The organism is Sorangium sp. So ce145, from assembly GCF_051525985.1.
GTDB classification, from domain to species: Bacteria; Myxococcota_A; Polyangia; order Polyangiales; family Polyangiaceae; genus Sorangium; species Sorangium cellulosum_B.
This window is the reverse complement of record NZ_CP150315.1, coordinates 3,280,696-3,298,564: the sequence shown is the minus strand read 5'-3', so window position 1 is coordinate 3,298,564 and position 17,869 is coordinate 3,280,696. Positions and strand designations below refer to the sequence as shown.

Below are 17,869 nucleotides of genomic sequence, written 5' to 3'. Positions count from 1 at the left end.
CTCTGTGCGCCGCGCAGTGTAATCGGGTCGCCGTCCGTCCGCTGCGGTCGCGCGCCATCGTCCCGCGCGGCGCTTCACTCGCGCGTGCCGGGCGTCGAGGCAAACGTCGACCACTGGAAGTTGTCGAGGAGGGCCACGGAATCATTCCAGGGATCGCCGGTGTCCCAAAGTACGAAGCGCAGCTCCATGATCTCACCCGGGGTGACATTGCCGTTCATGACCAGCCATCCGGTCCCGCCGCCCGCGAGGTCGCTCGATCCGCACCAGCCAGGGTCACCGCCGACGTGGGCGGGCGGCCTCGTGGCATCGAACCCCGTCCCACGGAGCTGGGTGATGCTCGTGCAGGTGGTCGTCGTGCCGGGGATGGCGCCGTCGCCGCACCCGGTTGGCCCGTTCACGCACTGGGTGAAGAGCCCGGTGCCGCCGAACGCGAGGTTCGCGCCCAGCGGGTAGACCGGCCCCCCGGCAGGCGGCGGGTCATAGAAGGCGAGGTTCCCGTCCGCCGGGTTCGCCGTCTCGCCTGGAAAGGGCTCGAACGTCGAGTCGAGGAGCGCCAGAAAGAAGTCGTTGAACCGGCTGCACACCCACTCCGGATACTCGGACGAGAGGAAGAACGTCGAGACGCTGAACGCGCTCGCGTTCGTCGGCACGCGGACGCGCAGCTTCAGCATCACGGGATCGTGGGCAGTCGCGCCGCCCTGCGGGCCAGGGCACCCGGGCGCGTTCGGGAGGTTGTCGCCGTTCGCGTCGAGCCAGTCCGCGGGCACCCTGCTCGACGTCCCCATGTCCTGGCCACCCTGGAACGGGGCGAAGCTCGGTCTCGTGTCGTTCGGCGCCGCCTCGGCCGCCGCGACGCCGGTCGAGAGCACCGCGAGCCGCGCGCCCCGGAGCGGCGTGATGCCGGAGCCGAAGCCCTGGCGGATCGATCGCTGGGCCGCGGCCGGCGCGCTTGTGCCGTCGGCGCGGTGGAAGCTCGCGGAGAGGACACCCCACGTTCGCCGCGAGCTGGACGGCGGGCTCGCCGTCGTGGTGACGCACAGGTCGATCGCCTTCGCGTAATCGAGCGCGGTCGGCGAGTCGCTCGCGAGCCCGGCGTCGCAAGGCGCGGTGTTGTCTGCCACGCCGTCGCAATCGTCGTCGATCCCGTTGCCCGCCACCTCGAACGCGCCGCGGTTCACGAGGGCCGGGGCGCCGCACCCGTCCGACGGGAAGTCGCAGCAATCGCCGTCGCAGATCGTCCACCCGTCGCCGTCCTGATCGGGTGGGTTGTCGACGGTGCCGTCGCAGTCGTTGTCGACACCGTCGGCGCACACGTCGAGCGCCGGCAGCACCTGGTGGAGGCACGGCCCCCACGAGAGGCCGCTCGGCCTGCACGTGGAGACCCCTGGCGCGCAGGGGGCGACCCCCTCGGTGCCCGGCGGTCCCTCGTAACACACCCTCGTGTCGCCCGGCGCGCACGAGCAGGGCCCGCGCTCTGCTTCGTCGTGCTCGCACCCGTCCGCCGGGTCGCGGTTGCAGTCGAGGAACCCGTCCTCGCACGCGATGAGCGCGCACGCGCCCGAGACGCAGCCGATCCCGGCGTGCGAGAGCTCCGGACAGGCGCGACCGCACATACCGCAGCTCAGCGCGTCCGTCCGGAGATCCCGACAGACACCATCGCAGCACGCCGCGCCGCTCTCACACGGGTGCGCCGCCGAGCAGCCCTGAACGCACTCGCCCTCTCCGGTGCACAGCGCGCCCAGGGGACAGTCGCCGTCGACGACGCAGGCGACACAGGCGTGCTTCGCGGGATCGCAGGTGAGCGGAGCCGCGCAGTCGGACTCGGCTTCACAGCCCGAAAGGCAGCGCTTCGCCTCGGGATCGCAGTACTGACCGGACGGGCACGCCAGAGGGCCAGGCAGACAGGCCACGCAGTCGCCCGTCTCCCGGTCGCACAGCGGGGAGCTCGGGTCCGCGGCGCAGTCGGCCGGGCAGCCGGAAGCGCCCTCGCTTCCCGCGCCTCGCGGGATGTCGGGGCCTGCCGCGCCGGCGCAGGACGGCGCCACGCCGGACGCCAGCGCGAGCCCGACCACGGCGGCGAGCCCTCCGCTCCAGGCCAGCGGGCGGCGACGGACTGCGCGGGTTCTTGTCGACATCGGCAAGCGGCTCCCCTCCTCGGCGCGACGCCCCCGAGGGGTGGCCGACCGCAAGGATCGTAGATTACCCGGTCGGTGCCTGGAACGACGGCAGATCGGCGGGGATGAGGCGCCTCGCCCGAACGTCACGTCATCGACGCGGCGCCTACGACCACGGCGCGCTTTGCGACGCGCGACACACGACCGCGGCGCGCTCGGCCGCGCCGCGCGGAGGTGCGACCGGGGCGTCGCTCAACGCGTGTGCTCGTAGAGCGTGAAGGCGCCGTCGCGCTCGATCCGGCGAAACGAGCGGTGCGCCGCGGTGAACAGCGGTTTATCCGGCCGCTCGTTCCGGACGATCACGTAATCGTACGCGACGCCATGGACATCCGGCTTGAACCACTCACCGCGGTTCGACGGCGGCGCGGGGAGGCGACGCTTCAGCGTGAAGGGGAAACCCACGTTGTGCCAGCCGTCCGCGCTGAAGCCCCCGTGCATGATCTGCACCCACGACGAGAAGTGGTTCGTGCCCTCGATGATCAGCGATTCATCGGTCCGTGGAGGCAGCGTCAAGAAGAGGACCTCGGCGCCCGGCGGGATCCGCTCCACCATCCGGGCAAACGGCGCGACCCGCTCGTCGAAGCGCGCATATTTCTCCGAGAGGTGGAGCGGCAGCACGAGCGCGGCCGCCACGGCGGGGGCCATCAGCAGGCGCGAGCGGCCCTGGAGCGGCGCCGTGATGGCCAGGAAGCCGAAGAAGCAGATGAACGGCGAGAAGCGCCCGCTCACGAACCACCAGTCGAAGGGGCGAGCCAGGTGCAGCGGCACGAGAAAATAGCACATCGCCATCGCGGCGCAGAGGGCGAGAGAGCGATGGCGGTGCAGCCGGTCGAGGAGCGAGCCGGCAGGCGCGGCTGGCTCGCGCGCGGGAAGGCTGCGGCCAGGGAGGAAGCGCCGGGCGACGCGCGCGACGCGCGCGACGCGCGCGATGCCAGAGAGGCCCAGCAGCGACGCCACCGCGAGGAGCACCCAGAAGAGGCGGGTGTCGAGATCGCCCGATACCGAGTCGAGGGTGTACTCGGGGAACGATCGGAGCATCTCGTGCCATGTCACCCAGACGCCCTGGAACCGCGGGCCGCTCCGCAGATCGACCATGGGGCTCTTGAAGGCGACGAGCTGCCACAGGACGAGCGCGACGGCGGGCGCGAAGAGCGGCAGCGCGACGGCAATCCGCGACCACCGGGGCAGGTGGCAGAGCATCAGCACGGCGACGCAAACGTAATAGCCGAAGAGGATGAGCGGATGGCTGAGGCCGCAGCCGACGCTGAGCAGCGCGACGGCGGCCCCGCGCAAGGGGCTCGGCCGATCGAGGTAGACGTCGAGCGCGAGCACGCCGGCGAGCAGCAGCGCGACGCCGACGAGGAACGGCAGGAAGCCGCACGCCCAGGAGAGGGTGAAGGCCAGCGGGAAGGTGAGGACCGAGAGCCAGGGGCTGCGCCGCGTCTGGCGCGCCCAGCCGAGCGCCGCCGCGGGAATGGCGAGCACATAACCGGAGAGCACGACGCGATTCGCGTTCTCGAGGCCGACGCCATAAGCGATCACGTGCGTCAGGATGTGATAGGCGCCGTAGGGGGCCGGACGGAGGCTGAGCTCGTAGAAGTCCCTGAAGCGCGTCCACGGCTCATCGAAGCTGTGCCAGATATGGACGGCCGCGAGGTGGTTCGGCAGATCGAGCAGCGGCAGGAACCGCACCCGCCATATCGGCACGATGGCTGCGACGGCGAGGAGCACGAACGTCGCGGCGAACGCCCTGTCGCAGGGCCAGCGATCCCCGCTCCCGACCGCGGGAGGCGCCTCTGCGCCGGGAGGTCGAGGCGGCGAGGCGGCGGGCGCGCCGGCCCGGGGCGTGGGATCGCTGTCGGGCGGGCTCGAAACGGGCATTTCCATGAGAAGTGTGGCGCTCCCCTTCCCTCCGCTGCTGCGCGACGAGCGGGCAGGCCGCGAGCGTTAGCACAGCGCGCCGCGCGGATTGCAGCGCCGCGTGTCTTCCTCTAGTTTCCCGGGCACCTCGCCGGGTGGACACGGCACGAGGTGACGACCACTGGCCAGCCGGAGCGGCACGGGGCGCTCCACGCAGCCCTCCAGGAGACTCGAATCCATGAGGCACCTCGCTCGCGTCGCAGGCGGCGCCGCAGTCCTGCTCGCCGCCGCCACGCCGCGCGCGCAGGAGCCCGAGCCCGCGGCAGAGGAGCCCGCCGCCGCGGTCGCGAGCCCGGGCGACGCGCAGGCAGAAGCGGTCGAGGCGGCCGCCGAGCCGGAAGGCGCGGCGGCGCCGGCCGCTCGGGCGAGCGCGCAGGCGCGGGAGCCGCGGCCGCGTGAGGCGCCAGCGCCGGCGTCTCCGGCGCCCGCGAGCGGCGACCGCGGCGACCGCGGCGATCTCTTGTCGCCGGGCTTCCGGGAGCGGGTGCGGGTCGCGCTCGGGCCGCTGGAGATCGCGCCGATCGCGCTGCTCGCGCTGCAAGCCGCGCCCTACGTGGGCGACGACGCGCTGGGCCAGGCCGGCGACAGCGCCGAGCGGCCCGGCTTCCGGCTGCGCCGGGTCCGCGCCGGGCTGCGCGGCGACGTCGCGGGGCTCGTGCGGTTCGCCATCTCGACGGAGCTCGCCGGGGACGACGAGGGGACGGCGCGCATCCACGAGGCGTGGGCCGGCGTCACGGCGGCGCGCGCGATCGAGGTGATCGCGGGCGCGCGCACCGTGCCCTTCTCTCGCTCGGCGATGACCGGCGCCGGCGACGGCGCCCTCGCCGAGCGGCCGCTCGCCGTCCGCGCGATCGCCCCGTTCACGCAGGTCGGGATCCAGGCCGAAGGGCACTTCCAGGACCGCGCCTTCAGCTGTCACGCGGGCGTCTACAACGCCTTCCAGCGCTCGGATCAGTTCTACGCAGGTCCCTCCGAGAGCCTCGCCCCCTTCGGCAACCGCTTCGAGGGGATCGCCGTCGCCGGCCGGGTCGCCACCGAGCCGCGGGGCCCGCTCGGCCGTGCGCTCCAGGACGTCGCCCGCTCGCCCTTCCGCCTCGGGGTCGGCGCCGACGGCTTCTTCAGCGACGGCGGCGCGCGCACGCTCTACGGCGCGAGCGCCGATGTCCTGGTGCACGCCGCGGGGCTTCACGCGCTCGGCGAGGTGCTCTGGACCGGGGCGAGCCCCAAGGCGGTGCCCACCCAGCCGATCGCGCAGATCACCTCGATCTCGTCGCTCGCCCTCGTCTTCGAGGCAGGCTACATGCTCATCGCCCGGAAGCTCGGTGTCTCGGGTCGCGTGGAGTGGATCGACCCCAACCTGGATATCGACGACGAAGGGGACAACCTCGTGCTCACCGGCGGCGCGAGCTACCATGCATACGACGATCTGGTGAAGGCGCAGCTCGAGGTCACGCACCGGGAGGAGCTCGGCGGGCTGTCGCTCTCGAACGACGTGCTCCTCCTGCAACTCCAGCTCTCGCTGTAGGAGAGATTGCTGTGCGGCGACCCCACCGCTGGCTCACCCGGGTAGCGCTCGTCCCGCTCGCCGCCGCCGCGCTCGCCGCCCCCGCGCTGCCGAGCTGCGGGGGCGATCGGCTGCTCCGCGCCAAGCGGATAGAGCAGCGCGCCGAGCTCGTCGGCGGCCCGGTGGCGATGGCGGACATCGGCGACTTCCTCCTCGAGAACGACCAGATCCGCGTGGCGATCCTGGGCGGGCGAGACTCGCCTGGGCCGGGGATCTTCGGCGGGGCCATCGTCGACGTCGACCGGCGGCGCGGGCGGATCGGCGAGGAGGGCGGACAGGGGCGGGACCGGTTCGCGGAGATGTTCTCGCTCGCCAACCTCATCGTGCCCGACCCGACGGCGACCGACGTCTCCGTGCTCGCGGACGGCTCCGACGGCGCGGAGGCCGGGATCCGCGTCGAGGGAGACGGAGAGTTCCTGTTCGAGGCGATAGGCCTGCTCCGGGCGCAGGAGGATCTGCTCGGCCTCTTCTTCCCCGGCGTCCGCTCCAGGATCCGCTTCCGGACAGACTACCTCCTTCACCCGGGCGATCGGTTCGTGACGGTGCGCACGGTGCTCCTGCTCGACGACAGGCAGCCGCCCGGCTGCGAGCCCCAGAGGAGCTGCGCGCCGTGCCCGAACGGGTACCGGCAGGATCCGGGCGGCTGCCTGACCTGCGCGTGCAGCGACGTCTTGCCGCTCGACAACGCCACGGCCCCGGTCTCTGTGTTCGGGGGCGTCCTCGGCGATCCGCCGGAGGCCGCGCAGGAGGCGTCGTCACGCCGCGCCGGCATCGTCGCCGGAGATTTCGTGTTCTTCGGCAACCAGAACGACGTCTTCGCGCCCGGCGCGGGCTTCGACGAGGACACGGCGGTCCAGGACGCATGGAACGCGGGGCGGAACTCCTTCCAGGCGCCGCTCACCTTCGATTTCGTGGCCGCGGCGGGCGGCGACGTCAGCTACGGCTACTTCACGAAGGCGGCGGAGGGCGCGGCGCCATCGGTGGTCAACGTGCCCCTCTTCGCGAGCGCGGCGACGGCGTTCGTGTCCGCCAGCCGATCGTGCCTGTTCAGCGAGGAGGACGACGCGGCGTGCGACGCCCACCGCGCGTTCAGCTACGAGCGCTACCTCGCCGTGGGCGACGGCGACGTCTCGAGCGTGACCGGCGTGATGCACCGGCTCCGCGGGACCGCGACGGGCGCGGTCAGCGGCCACGTGCTGTGGGAGGACACCCTCGAGGCCGCGCCGAACGCCCGGGTGTTCGTCTTCGCCGATCCCGATCCCGCGCGGCCCTTCGCCTCGCTGGACGAGCTCGTGGCGGCCAACCGCGAGGCGCGCGGCGACGTGGGCCTCATCGACGAGATCGACGCGGATCTCGGCCTCGACCCGTCCGAGGACGGCGATTTCCGCGGCGCCCTGCCGCCCGGCAGCTACCTGCTCGTGGCGAGGAACGCGGCGGGGACGGCGATGTCGGCGCCCGTCCGGGTGAGCCTGCGGGCCGGACAGGAGGTCGAGCTGTCGCCGCGCCTCCCCGCGCCGGCGAGGGTGCGCTACCGCGTCGCGGACGAGGCGGGCCAGCGGGTGCCGGCCAAGCTCGCCTTCGCCTCGCTCGACGAGGCGGGGCGGAGGCTCCCGGGCGACGGCCGGCGCAGGGTCTACCTCGGCGACGGCCGGCTCGGCAACGGCAACCGCGCCGTCGAGATCACGGCCACCGGCGAGGGAGAGGTCGAGATCGAGCCGGGGCGATACCAGATCACGGTGTCGCGCGGCATCGAGTACGGCATCTACGTGGAGCGCGACGTCACGCTCGCGCCGGGCCGCACGTTCCAGCTCGACGCCACGCTCGTGCGCGAGGTCGACACGAGCGGGTGGATGTCGGCCGACATGCACCTCCACTCCGAGCCGAGCTTCGACAGCGGCATGGCGCTGGCGCGGCGGGTGGCCACGGCGGCGGCGGAGGGCGTGGAGCTCGCGGTGTCGACCGACCACGACGTCGAGACGGACTACCAGCCGACGGCGCGCGCGCTCGGGCTCGCGCCTCACCTCGCCACGGCGATCGGGGCGGGGATCACCACGCTGGAGCAGGGGCATTTCATCGGGTTCCCGCTCGGGTACGACGAGCTCGACGTCCCGGGCCACGGGGCGCACGACTGGACGTGCGAGCCCGGCGGGGCGATCCTCGACGCCATCCGGGCCTCCGGCGACGGCACCGTGGCGCCGCTGACCATCGTCGCGCACCCGCGCGACGGCTTCTTCGGCTACATCGACCAGCTCGGCGTCGACACGTACACGATGGGCCGGACGCCGACGTTCCTCGAGGAGAACAACCCCGTCTTCCGGACCGCGAGCTGCGCGTTCGACGCGATGGAGGTCATCAACGGCAAGCGGTTCGATCTGGTGCGCACGCCGAGCGTAGCCGAGGTCGTCGACTGGAACCGCTGCCTCGCGCGGCTGAACGCCGCCGGGAGCGCCGCCGAGATCGAGGCCGCGTGCCCCGAGGTGGCGGGCTGGCTGCGCGCGCCGTGCGCGGCGGCGTCCGCGCCGGGCGGCGCCCCCGGCGTCGGCGCGGCTGCCGCCGCCATCGCTGTCGCTGTCTCCGACTGCAAGCGCCGCGCCCGCACCGAGCTCGCGTGGGCGCTGATGAAGCGCATCCTCGCCCGGACGCCCGACGAGCAGGCGAACGACTGGGGCTTCTCCGGAACGACCTCCGACAGCCAGGATCTCTGCGGGCCCGCGGCGCTCGGCGACGATCCGGTCCCCGAGGACGCGCGGGACGCGCCGTGCACGTACCGCGCGGGCCAGGTGGACGACTATTTCCGCTACCTCGAGCGGGGCTTCGCCCCGGCGCAGATCGCCAGCAGCGACAGCCACGACGGGTCGAAGGAGCCGGGCTTCCCGCGGACCTATTTCCGGAGCGCGACCGACTCCCCGGCCGCCCTCGAGACGCCGGCCGCGGTCGAGAGCTTGCGGGGCGCGCACGCCTTCGCGACGTACGGCCCCTTCATCCGCGCGACGATCCGCGGCAAGACGTATGGTGAGGTGGCGGCGGCGAGCGCCGGGGAATCGCTCGAGCTCCTGTTCGATGTCCAGACGGCGAGCTGGTTCGGCGTCGATCGGGTGGAGATCTACCTGAACGGCGGGATGGTCCGCTTGCTGGAGCCGGCCATGCCGCCGAGCGCGATCGTGGACGTGCGCGGCAAGGTCACCTTCACGGCGCCGGATCGCGACTCCTGGGTGGTGATCATCGCCATGGGGCTCGAGGACAGGAACCTCATGAGCCCTGTCTCCTTGGACGTCCCCTTCGGCGAGATCCAGCTCTCCCGGCTGGCCGGCGACGCGTTCGGCCGGATCCCCGCGCTCAGCGCCCTGTTCGCGCCCACGCCGACGGTGCCCGACTGGTCGCCGGTCCCGCCCTACGCGATCACCAACCCGATCACCATCGATGTCGACGGCAACGGCCGCTACGACGCCCCGCTGGCGAGGCCCGATTTCTGCTCTCGTCCCTGCGATCCCGGCGCCCTCGATCCGGAGCAATGTCCCGCGGAGCAGGTTTGCCTGACGGAAGAGGCGGTCTGCGGCTTTCCGATCCCCGGCAAATGCGACCATCGTCGCCCGGCGCTCACCCGCCGCGACGACTGAACGCCGGTCCCCGGCAGCGCGCTTGCGTGGGACGCGCCCGCGTGGCCGGGCCGAACCCAGCCGGCTCTGGGAGATCACGTTCGCGTGCACATGCCGGGGCACGTGCACGCAAACGTGGCTCGATCTCGGGGGGAGGATCGGCCAGCCGCTCCGGCTGGAGCTTACCGGCCCTCGATCGACTGCGACTTGATATGGAACTCGACGCGCCGGTTGCGCTGCCGGCCTTCCGGCGTGTCGTTGGACAGGAGCGGCCGGCGGGAGCCATAGCCGATGGACGTGAGCCGCTCCGACTGAACGCCCTTGTTGATCAGGTAGACCCTGACCGCGATGGCGCGGTTGTGCGCGAGCCGGTCGTTGTAGTCGATGGTGCCCTGGTTGTCGGTGTGCCCCTCGATGCTGAGCAGCTTGATCTCGGGGTTCGCCTTGAGCAGGCGCACGACCTCGTCGAGGATCGGATAGCTCTGCGGGAGGATCCTGGAGCTGTCGAACTCGAACTCGACCTGCTTCATGATCTCGATCTCGGCGGAGCCCGTGATCCTGCGGATGTAGAACGGGCAGCCGTTCTTCTCCGGGTCTTCGACGACGACCTGCCCCGGCTCCTTCGGGCACTTGTCCTCGGCGTCGGGGATGCCGTCCTGGTCCGCGTCCTCTTCGGGGCAGCCGTCGCGATCGTCGATGCCGTCCTTGTCCTCGGGGTCGTCCGGGCACTTGTCGACGACGTCGGGGATGCCGTCGCTGTCGCGGTCCGGCATGTCCGGACATCCGTCGCTCGGCTTGGGCTGCTTGCCGTCCTCGGGGTCCTCCGGGCAGAGGTCGATGACGTCGGGGTAGCCGTCGCCGTCGGTGTCCTTCTCCGCCGTGATAACGTAGTTGAAGCCGGGCGAGCGGGCGTCGGAGTCGGCGATGCCGAACGAGCCGCCGACGAGGGCGACCCCCCGGAAATCGGGCGCGTAGCCGCCGCTCATGCGGGTGCCGACGCCGGCGCCGACGTAGACCGCCTTGTCCTTGGTGAGGAACATCTTGCTGTTGAGCTGCCACTCGATGGGCGAGGCATCGAGCTCGCCCGCGGTCTCCTTGAGGAGGCCGAACGAGCCGAAGATCTCGGCCCCGACGCGGAGCTTGCCGTCGACGAGCGGGACGTAGCCGCCGACGCCGTACGTGAGCTCGCTGCCGACGACGAGCTCGTGGAGCTTCACGCGCGGCCGGATGGCGACGCCGGTGTTCAGGGTGACGACGAAATCCTTGAAATCGTACTCGGCGCCGAGGCCGAACGAGCTGCTCACGCCCCGGTCGCCGGCGAACGAGTACGTGTTGCCGATGGGCACGAAGACCGCGCCGGTGAGGCCCAGCCGGAAGCGGCGCTCGTCGAGCTCCAGGGCGACGAAGCGCGCGTCGATCCGGAGGTCCATCGGGGTGGCGGTCTTCAGGTCGACGCACTGGTCCAGGCCGAGGTCCTGATCGGGGTGGCAGGTCTGGTTGCCGTCCTGGAAAAGGACGATGGGGAACGAGACCTGGAGGGCGCCGCGGCCGAGGATCTCGACGCCCGCGTTCAGGTAGGTGATGAGCTGGGAGGTGACGGGCCCGTCGCCCTCGAGCTGCTCCTCGGTGGCGAGGTTGTCAACGTAGTTGTCGTCGCGGAGCGGGTGGACAGACACCCCCATCCCGAGCTGCCCGAAGAAGCGCGTCCGTTCCCCCATGTGCGGGCGCCAGACGCCGAACCCGTCGTCGGGGGCGCCGGCCATCCTGAGGCGATCGAGGTAGAAGGTCCGGTCCTGCGCGCGGGCGGCGGAGGGCGCCAGCGCGGCGAGGGCCGGTGCGGCCAGGGCCGCTGCGGTCAGCGCGCAGCGAAGGCGCGACGGGCGTCGCGGCGCACGGCCCGGCAGGTTTCGTCGATCCATCACGGTGAGCTGTCCTCCAAGCAACGCTCGAAAAACGAGGTTGACGCGGGCGTTCCGCCGCATGCGGGCCGGCATCCGGGCGGGAGACTACTCGGGCCGGGGGAGGATGTCTCCTGGGTCGAGCCAGGAGGTGCGAGGAGGGCGGCGAGAGGGCGCGGCTGTGTCCGGGGCGCGCGGGGTTGAGGCGGCGGGCCGGCGCGCGGTGCTTCCGCGACTTCCGCGCCGCGTGTGGCGTGGGCCGCGTGGCGACCGTGAAAAAGCGGCGAACGGGCCACGGCGCGGGCGCGCGGATGGCTCCGCTGGCGATCGCGGCCGGGATGACCAGCTGCGGCCTGGTGCTCGGGCTTGACGACTTCAAGGACGCTCCGCGGGCGGGTGCTGGGGGGAGGCGGAGCCGGCGGCGACAGCGCCTCGATCTCGGGCGCCGGGGGTTGCGCGCACGGCGAGCGCGACTGCGTCGGCGACACGCCCCGGCAGTGCGCGGATGGGGAGTGGGTTACGAGGTCACGGTAGGGCGATTTCGGGCGTTCGTGGAGGCGCCGAAGGGGACGCGCAGGGATCCCCCGGCGCTCGGAGCCGGGGAGCGTCCTGGTGTGACCGATGGCGGGTGGCGCTTCGATTGGACCTCCTCGCCCTCGCCGCGTCAGCTAGTTGGCAATGGGTGGAATCTCGACGTCGTTGATGGGCAGGAACCCAGCACCGGCTGGGTAAGCGTAAGAAACGCGATAGTTTTGCTGAATCGCGCCCCACCCCCATACCGTGACCCCGAAGGGAAGATCGCTCCGCATCTCGTGCCGGCCATTGGCACAAGCACCTATCGGCTCGAAGTTCCCTGTGGTAATATCGACGACGGTGTACTCGTAGTCTCCGATCGGTGTCCACCCAGTAAGCTTGCCTGCGCAGTCCAGCTCGACGTCGGCGAACTCGTTATTCAGCCTGGAACGGGTACGGACGACGACGAGGCTCGTCTCGGGGTAGGTCGGATCGGTGAAGAACACATAGTAATCCAGGAATTGAGACGGCGGGACCACATTGACCCAATCCGGATCGCCGATGTTCGTGTAAGCGCTACCGCCGGTCATGTACTGACCGACATAGAACGGATGATTCACGTCCTGGCTCTTGACGATAAAAGGCTCGCCACTATCGAACTGATACACTTCACCGAGCTTGACGGTATCCGGCGCGCCCTCTGGTTTGGACGGCTCCCAGGTGAGCTTCGTGTCGTCCACCATGCCTACGATCCGCCAGGGCGGCGACTCCTCGCGATCCGCGATGCGGTTCCGGTAGCGGACCGACACGTACTCGCTCCCGGTAGCCCGAACCGGCGCGATTTGCTGTTGACCTGAATCGCAGTCAGCGACGCCGTTCGGCACGACCATGCAAGCATGGGCTCCGAAGAGGCCGATGGGCTTCGTCGACTCGATAGGGCTGCCAGTCAGCTCATCCGCCTGGGTAATCTGCAGGAATTCACCGGCGCTCAACCGGTACGTCTTCGCCACACCTTGTTCGGCTCCCTCTACACCGGTGCTCTCCTGAATATTCACCTTCGGCAAGATAGTCACATCCGTCTCGTCCTGATGGGCAACGATGGCCAGCGAGGGAAACGCACCGCGGTAGGCGGCCGAGTCCGATGACGAGTAGCCGTTGATGGCAACGTAGTTGGTGTGCCAGGCGCTGGTCGGCAGGAGCAAGGTCGCGGAGGTGATGGCGGCCTGCCCTCCGCCGTAGGGCAGCATCTGATAGGCTACGACTGGATAGTCGGTCGTGATGTGAAACGCTGTTCCGCGACCGGTGCCATCGACACCAGTCTCCTCATCCAACGCGCCCGGTTCAGGGCAATCAACGACGCTCGATCCCGCAGAGAGCCTCGAGAGGAACAGGACAGCGACCTCTCCGACGCCGAGCCCAGCGACCGGATCGTAGGGCTTATACTGGATGTCTTCGATGGAACCTTGCCCCTCCGGAATGTAGGCGAAGTTCTCTACAGGGAGCGGCTGCCCACCGCGCTCGACATTGATATGGACCGGCAGGTCCCACGTGTTGGCGACAATCGCGGAGAAACAGGCCCCCTGAGCGGTCGGCCGGAGGGCCGTCTTGAGCGCCCAATAGTCGCATCCGTACGAGCTCTTCGACCTCTCCGCTGCCTCGCACGGGTTGGGCACGCACTCCGCGTTGACGCAACCCTCGTCAGGCTTGCACTCCTCGATCGTCGCGCCGTTGCAGCTGATGACCTTCTTCAGATCGTTGGAGCACGTGTACTCGCACCGCCCCCCCTCCCCGAAGGTCGCCGTGCTCCCCGCCTCCCCGCCCGCGCCGCCGGTGCCGCCGCCGCCGCCGCCGGTCCCGGTGGGGCCCGAGCCGGAGCCGGTGAGCCCATGACGGTACGAGTCCGTGCACGCGGCGAACGAGCCCGTCACACCGGCTGTCGCTGCAAGTAACCCCACAATCGCGTGTCGACGGTATCTAGCCATGTTCGCCATCTCTACAGGGCTCCTTCCCCCACAAGCATCCTGAAACTTCGCGCCTGCGAGCGTAACACGGTTCGACCGCCGTGGGGAGGCCCGCGAAAGCGTTCGCATTTTTTCGGGGGTGCCGCGAGAGCGGGTTGCAGGTCCCAGGAATGCAATCGGCGACCGGCATCGCGCCATCGCCCCCTAGCATCCGGACGGACACAGAGCCGCTGTTCAGCCAGCCGTCCTCACGCCTCTCCTGCGGGTAGGTCGAGGTGGTGCATCCGATTGGGCCGCCGCGACTTCCACGTACGTCGACGCCACTCCCGCTCAATGGTCGTCGTCGCCGTCCGACGCAGCCCCCGCCCGGCCGCTGCCGAAGACGCGGAAGAGCACGTACAGCGATGGGAACAGCAGCACGGATCCGACGCCGAGCACCCAGACAAGCAATCGCAACGTCCTCGGGTTCGCCGCCGCGCCCTCGAGCGTCACGTCGGGCACGACCAGGAACGGGTACTGCGAGGCCGCCCAGCCGAGCAGGATCAGCGTGACCTGCGCCGCCGCCGCGAAGCGCGCCAGACGGAATCGGCGGGTCCACAACCCGAAGAACGCCGCGGTGGCCGCGAGGCCCGTCGTGACGTGGAGCGGCCACGTGATCGGATGATCCGTCAGCCCCTCTCGAATGAGCGGGGCGCCCCGGAACGACGCCGCGAACGACGCCAGCGCGAGCGCAGCCACCACGCAGCCGGAGGCGAGCGCGCGCCGCCGGAAATCGTCGACGAGCGCGGGCTCCTTCGCCTCGTTCGTCAGGTACACCGCCGCGAGGAACGCGAACAGCGCCAGCGCGAACAGCCCCACCACGAACGGAAACAGCGAGAGCCACGGCGCGAAGAAGCCGCTCGTCACCACCCCCGACGCCACCCGGATCCGCCCGGACGCCACCGCGCCCACGATCATGCCGAGCAGCACCGGCGCGATCACGCTCGCGAGCGAGAAGACGAACCCCCAGCGCTTCTGCCGCCGATCCCCCCGGGAGTCGTAGCTGCGGAAGCTGAACGCCGAGCCGCGAAACACGACGCCCACGAGGAACAGCGTGAGGGGGACGTGCAGCGCGATCGAGATCGCCGCGAACGCGGGAGGAAACGCGGTGAAGAGCAGCACCACGACCAGGATGAGCCACACGTGGTTGGCCTCCCAGATCGGGCCGATGACCCGCTCGATGAGGGCGCGCTGCTCCCGCTTCCGCGGGCCGGAGGCGAGCAGATCCCACACGCCGCCGCCGAAATCGGCGCCCCCGAGCAGCGCGTACAGAACGAGCGCCGCCATCATCACCCCGCCGATGAACCACTCAGTGCGCATCGGCCTCGCCTCCCCCGGACGCGCGCGGCGCGCCGCCGCCGCCAGTCCCCCCGAGCGGCGCGCCGCCGCCCGTCACCCCGAGCGGCGCCGCGCGGAGCTGGCGTACGAGCAGGTAGACAACCACCACGCCGAGAAAGACATAGAGCGCCGTGAACGTCCAGAAAGGCGCCGCGAGGTGCGGGAACGGGGTCACCGCGTCGCGCGTGCGCATCGCGCCCCGCACGATCCACGGCTGGCGACCGAGCTCCGTCACCAGCCAGCCCGCCTCCATCGCCACGATGCCGAGCGGGCTCGCCAGGATCGCCGCCCAGAGGAACGGGCGCTGATCCGGGATCCCCCTGCGGCGCCACGCGAGCACCGCCCCGACCACCGCGAGCAGCGCCATCGCGGAGCCCGCGCCCACCATCACCTGAAACGAGAGGTGCGTCGCCGTGACCGGCGGCCACTCGTCCCGCGGGATCGCATCCAGCCCGGTCACCACCGCGTCAGGATCCGCGTGCAGGAACACCGAGAGCCCCGCCGGGATCTCGATCGCGTAGTCGACCTCGCCCCGCTCCACGTCGGGCAGGCCGCCGACGAGGAGCGGCGCGCGGGCCGAGGTCTCGAAGTGCGCCTCCATCGCCGCGAGCTTGGCGGGCTGCCCCCTCCCGACCTCCACCGCCGCGTAGTGACCGACGAGCGGCTGCGCCAGCGCCGTCACCCCGGCGATCGCGAACGTCACCGCGAACGCCTTGCGGAACAGCGGGCTCGACGGGTGCCGCAGGAGCACCAGCGCGTGGATCCCCGTCATCACGAACGCCGTCGCCTGATAACACGCGAGGATGCCGTGCAGCGTCTCGTGCTTCCACGGCGGGCTGAACATCGCCGCGACCGGGTCGATGTTCGCCGGGCGCCCGTCGACCATCGTGAACCCGGCAGGGTGGTTCATGCACGCGTTCACCAGGATCACGAAGAACGCCGACAGCGCGCCGCTCAGCGCGACCAGCGCGCCCGAGAGCAGGTGCAGCCTCGGCGAGAGCTTGCCGCGCCCGTAGAGGTAGATGCCGAGGAAGATCGCCTCCGTGAAGAACGCGAACCCCTCGAGCGAGAACGGGAGCCCTATCACCTCTCCGAACGTCCCCATGAAGCTCGGCCACAGGAGCCCGAGCTCGAACGAGAGCACCGTCCCCGACACGGCGCCCACCGCGAACAGGATCGCCGTCCCCTTCGCCATGCGCTTCGAGAACTCGAGGTAGTCTCGATCGCCCGTCCGGTGCCAGAGCGCGTCCGCGATGACCATGATCAGCGGCAGCGCCACCCCGGCGGCGGCGAAGATCATGTGAAATGCCAGCGACAGGCCCATCTGGGCCCGGGCATAGAGGAGGCTGTTCATGAGGCCCTCTGCGGCTCCCTTCTCCCGCGCGACCGCTCCCTGTGCCGTGTCCGCTCTCCTGCGGGGACGGTCCGCGCGCTCCCGCCGACCATAGGGGGGCCCGCGCCAGGGACAAATAGGGGCGAACCCGGGTAAGCTCGGCGCCGATGCAGACCCTTGTCGAGCTCGTCGCGAAGAAGCGCGACGGCGGGCGGCTGTCCGAGGACGAGATCGCGCGGATCATCCGCGCCCTCAGCGACGGCGAGCTCGCCGATTACCAGATGGCCGCGCTGCTCATGGCGATCTTCTTCCGCGGCATGGACGACGCCGAGACGGTCGCGCTCACGCGCGCGATGCTCCACTCGGGCGACGTCCTCGATCTGTCCGGCGTGCCCGGACGGAAGGTCGACAAGCACTCGACCGGCGGCGTCGGCGACAAGGTCTCGATCTGCCTCGCCCCCCTCGTCGCCGCCTGCGGCGTCCCCGTCCCGATGGTGTCGGGCCGCGGCCTCGGCCACACCGGGGGCACCCTCGACAAGCTCGAGGCGATCCCGGGGTTCGACGTCGCGCTCGACGCCGACGCGTTCGCGCGCATCGTCCGCGAGGTGGGCACGTGCATGATCGGGCAGACCGCGCGGATCGCGCCCGCGGACAAGCGCATCTACGCGCTGCGCGACGTGACCGCCACGGTCGAGTCGATCCCGCTCATCGTCGCCAGCATCCTCTCGAAGAAGCTCGCGGAGGGCATCGACGCGCTCGTGCTCGACGTCAAGGTCGGGCGCGGCGCGTTCATGAAGACCCTCGGCGACGCCCGCGCCCTCGCGACCGCGCTCGTGTGCGTCGGGACCGCGGCCGGCAAGCGCGTCTCCGCGCTGCTCACCGACATGAGCGCCCCGCTCGGGCGCACCGTCGGCAACGCCATCGAGACCCGCGAGGCGATCGAGGTGCTACACGGCCGAGGGCCGGGCGACCTCGTCGCGTGCACGCTCGCCCTCGGCGAGGAGATGCTGATCGCCGGCGGCGCGGCGGCGAGCGCGGCCGAGGCGCGGCCGAAGCTCGAGGCCGCCATCGCGAGCGGCGCGGCGGCCGAGGTCCTCGCGCGGATGATCGCCGCGCAGAAGGGCGATCCGGCCGTGGTGCAGGACGCCGGCCGGCTGCCCAGCGCCCCCGTCGTGGTCGAGGTCGCCGCCCAGGACGAGGGGTACGTCGCCGCCGTCGATCCGCTGGAGATCGGCCTGTCGGCGGTCGCGCTCGGCGCCGGGCGGACGCGCGCCGACCAGCGCGTGGACCCCGCCGTGGGGATCGAGCTCGCCGCGGTGCGCGGCGATCGCGTGGACCGCGGCGCGCCCCTCGCCCGCATCCACGCGCGCCGGGCGGACGACGCGCGGGCCGCGGCCGATCGCGTCCGCGCCGCCTTCCGGCTCGGCCCGGCGCCCGCCGAGGCGCCCGCGCTCGTGCTGGAGCGGATCGAGGCATAGCCGCGCGCGGGCGCTCGCGGCGGCTCGCCGGCGGCGCGGGGCCCCACTAAGCTGC

9 protein-coding genes are annotated in these 17,869 nt (G+C 71.4%); 3 read left to right on the top strand and 6 right to left on the bottom strand.

Going from position 1 to position 17,869, the window contains the following annotated elements:
- Positions 1 to 74: 74 nt before the first annotated feature.
- Positions 75 to 2,135, bottom strand: coding sequence for a MopE-related protein (locus WMF34_RS12675; RefSeq protein WP_437993450.1), 2,061 nt, complete (start codon positions 2,133 to 2,135; stop codon positions 75 to 77).
- A 231-nt stretch (positions 2,136 to 2,366) separates the two neighbouring features.
- The gene (locus WMF34_RS12670; RefSeq protein WP_437993449.1) at positions 2,367 to 4,061 is read right to left on the bottom strand and encodes a hypothetical protein; all 1,695 of its coding nucleotides are present in this window, start codon (positions 4,059 to 4,061) and stop codon (positions 2,367 to 2,369) included.
- A 211-nt stretch (positions 4,062 to 4,272) separates the two neighbouring features.
- Between WMF34_RS12670 and WMF34_RS12665 the strand changes: the two genes are divergently transcribed.
- Both WMF34_RS12665 and WMF34_RS12660 read left to right on the top strand, forming a co-directional pair.
- Positions 4,273 to 5,619, top strand: a complete 1,347-nt coding sequence (locus WMF34_RS12665; protein ID WP_437993448.1) for a porin — start codon at positions 4,273 to 4,275, stop codon at positions 5,617 to 5,619.
- 11 nt (positions 5,620 to 5,630) lie between these two features.
- On the top strand, positions 5,631 to 9,275 hold the full coding sequence (locus WMF34_RS12660) for a PHP domain-containing protein (protein WP_437993447.1): 3,645 nt from the start codon (positions 5,631 to 5,633) through the stop codon (positions 9,273 to 9,275).
- A 161-nt stretch (positions 9,276 to 9,436) separates the two neighbouring features.
- Here the strand turns inward: WMF34_RS12660 and WMF34_RS12655 are convergent, their stop codons facing one another.
- The 4 genes from WMF34_RS12655 to WMF34_RS12640 form a co-directional block, all read right to left on the bottom strand.
- A complete protein-coding gene (locus WMF34_RS12655; RefSeq protein WP_437994631.1) occupies positions 9,437 to 11,173 on the bottom strand; it encodes an OmpA family protein in 1,737 nt (578 codons plus the stop codon).
- Between the two features lie 647 nt (positions 11,174 to 11,820).
- Positions 11,821 to 13,656, bottom strand: coding sequence for an IgGFc-binding protein (locus WMF34_RS12650; protein ID WP_437993446.1), 1,836 nt, complete (start codon positions 13,654 to 13,656; stop codon positions 11,821 to 11,823).
- Positions 13,657 to 13,956: 300 nt separating this feature from the next.
- The gene (locus WMF34_RS12645) at positions 13,957 to 14,985 is read right to left on the bottom strand and encodes a cytochrome d ubiquinol oxidase subunit II (protein WP_437993445.1); all 1,029 of its coding nucleotides are present in this window, start codon (positions 14,983 to 14,985) and stop codon (positions 13,957 to 13,959) included.
- Complete coding sequence (locus WMF34_RS12640; protein ID WP_437993444.1) at positions 14,975 to 16,357, bottom strand: cytochrome ubiquinol oxidase subunit I; 1,383 nt, start codon at positions 16,355 to 16,357, stop codon at positions 14,975 to 14,977. Before WMF34_RS12640 ends, WMF34_RS12645 begins: the two co-directional genes overlap by 11 nt.
- A gap of 146 nt (positions 16,358 to 16,503) precedes the next feature.
- Here WMF34_RS12640 and WMF34_RS12635 point away from each other — a divergent pair, with 146 nt between their 5' ends.
- Positions 16,504 to 17,814 carry a thymidine phosphorylase gene (locus WMF34_RS12635; protein ID WP_437993443.1) on the top strand — a complete coding sequence of 437 codons (1,311 nt, stop codon included), beginning with the start codon at positions 16,504 to 16,506 and terminating at the stop codon, positions 17,812 to 17,814.
- Positions 17,815 to 17,869: the final 55 nt, after the last annotated feature.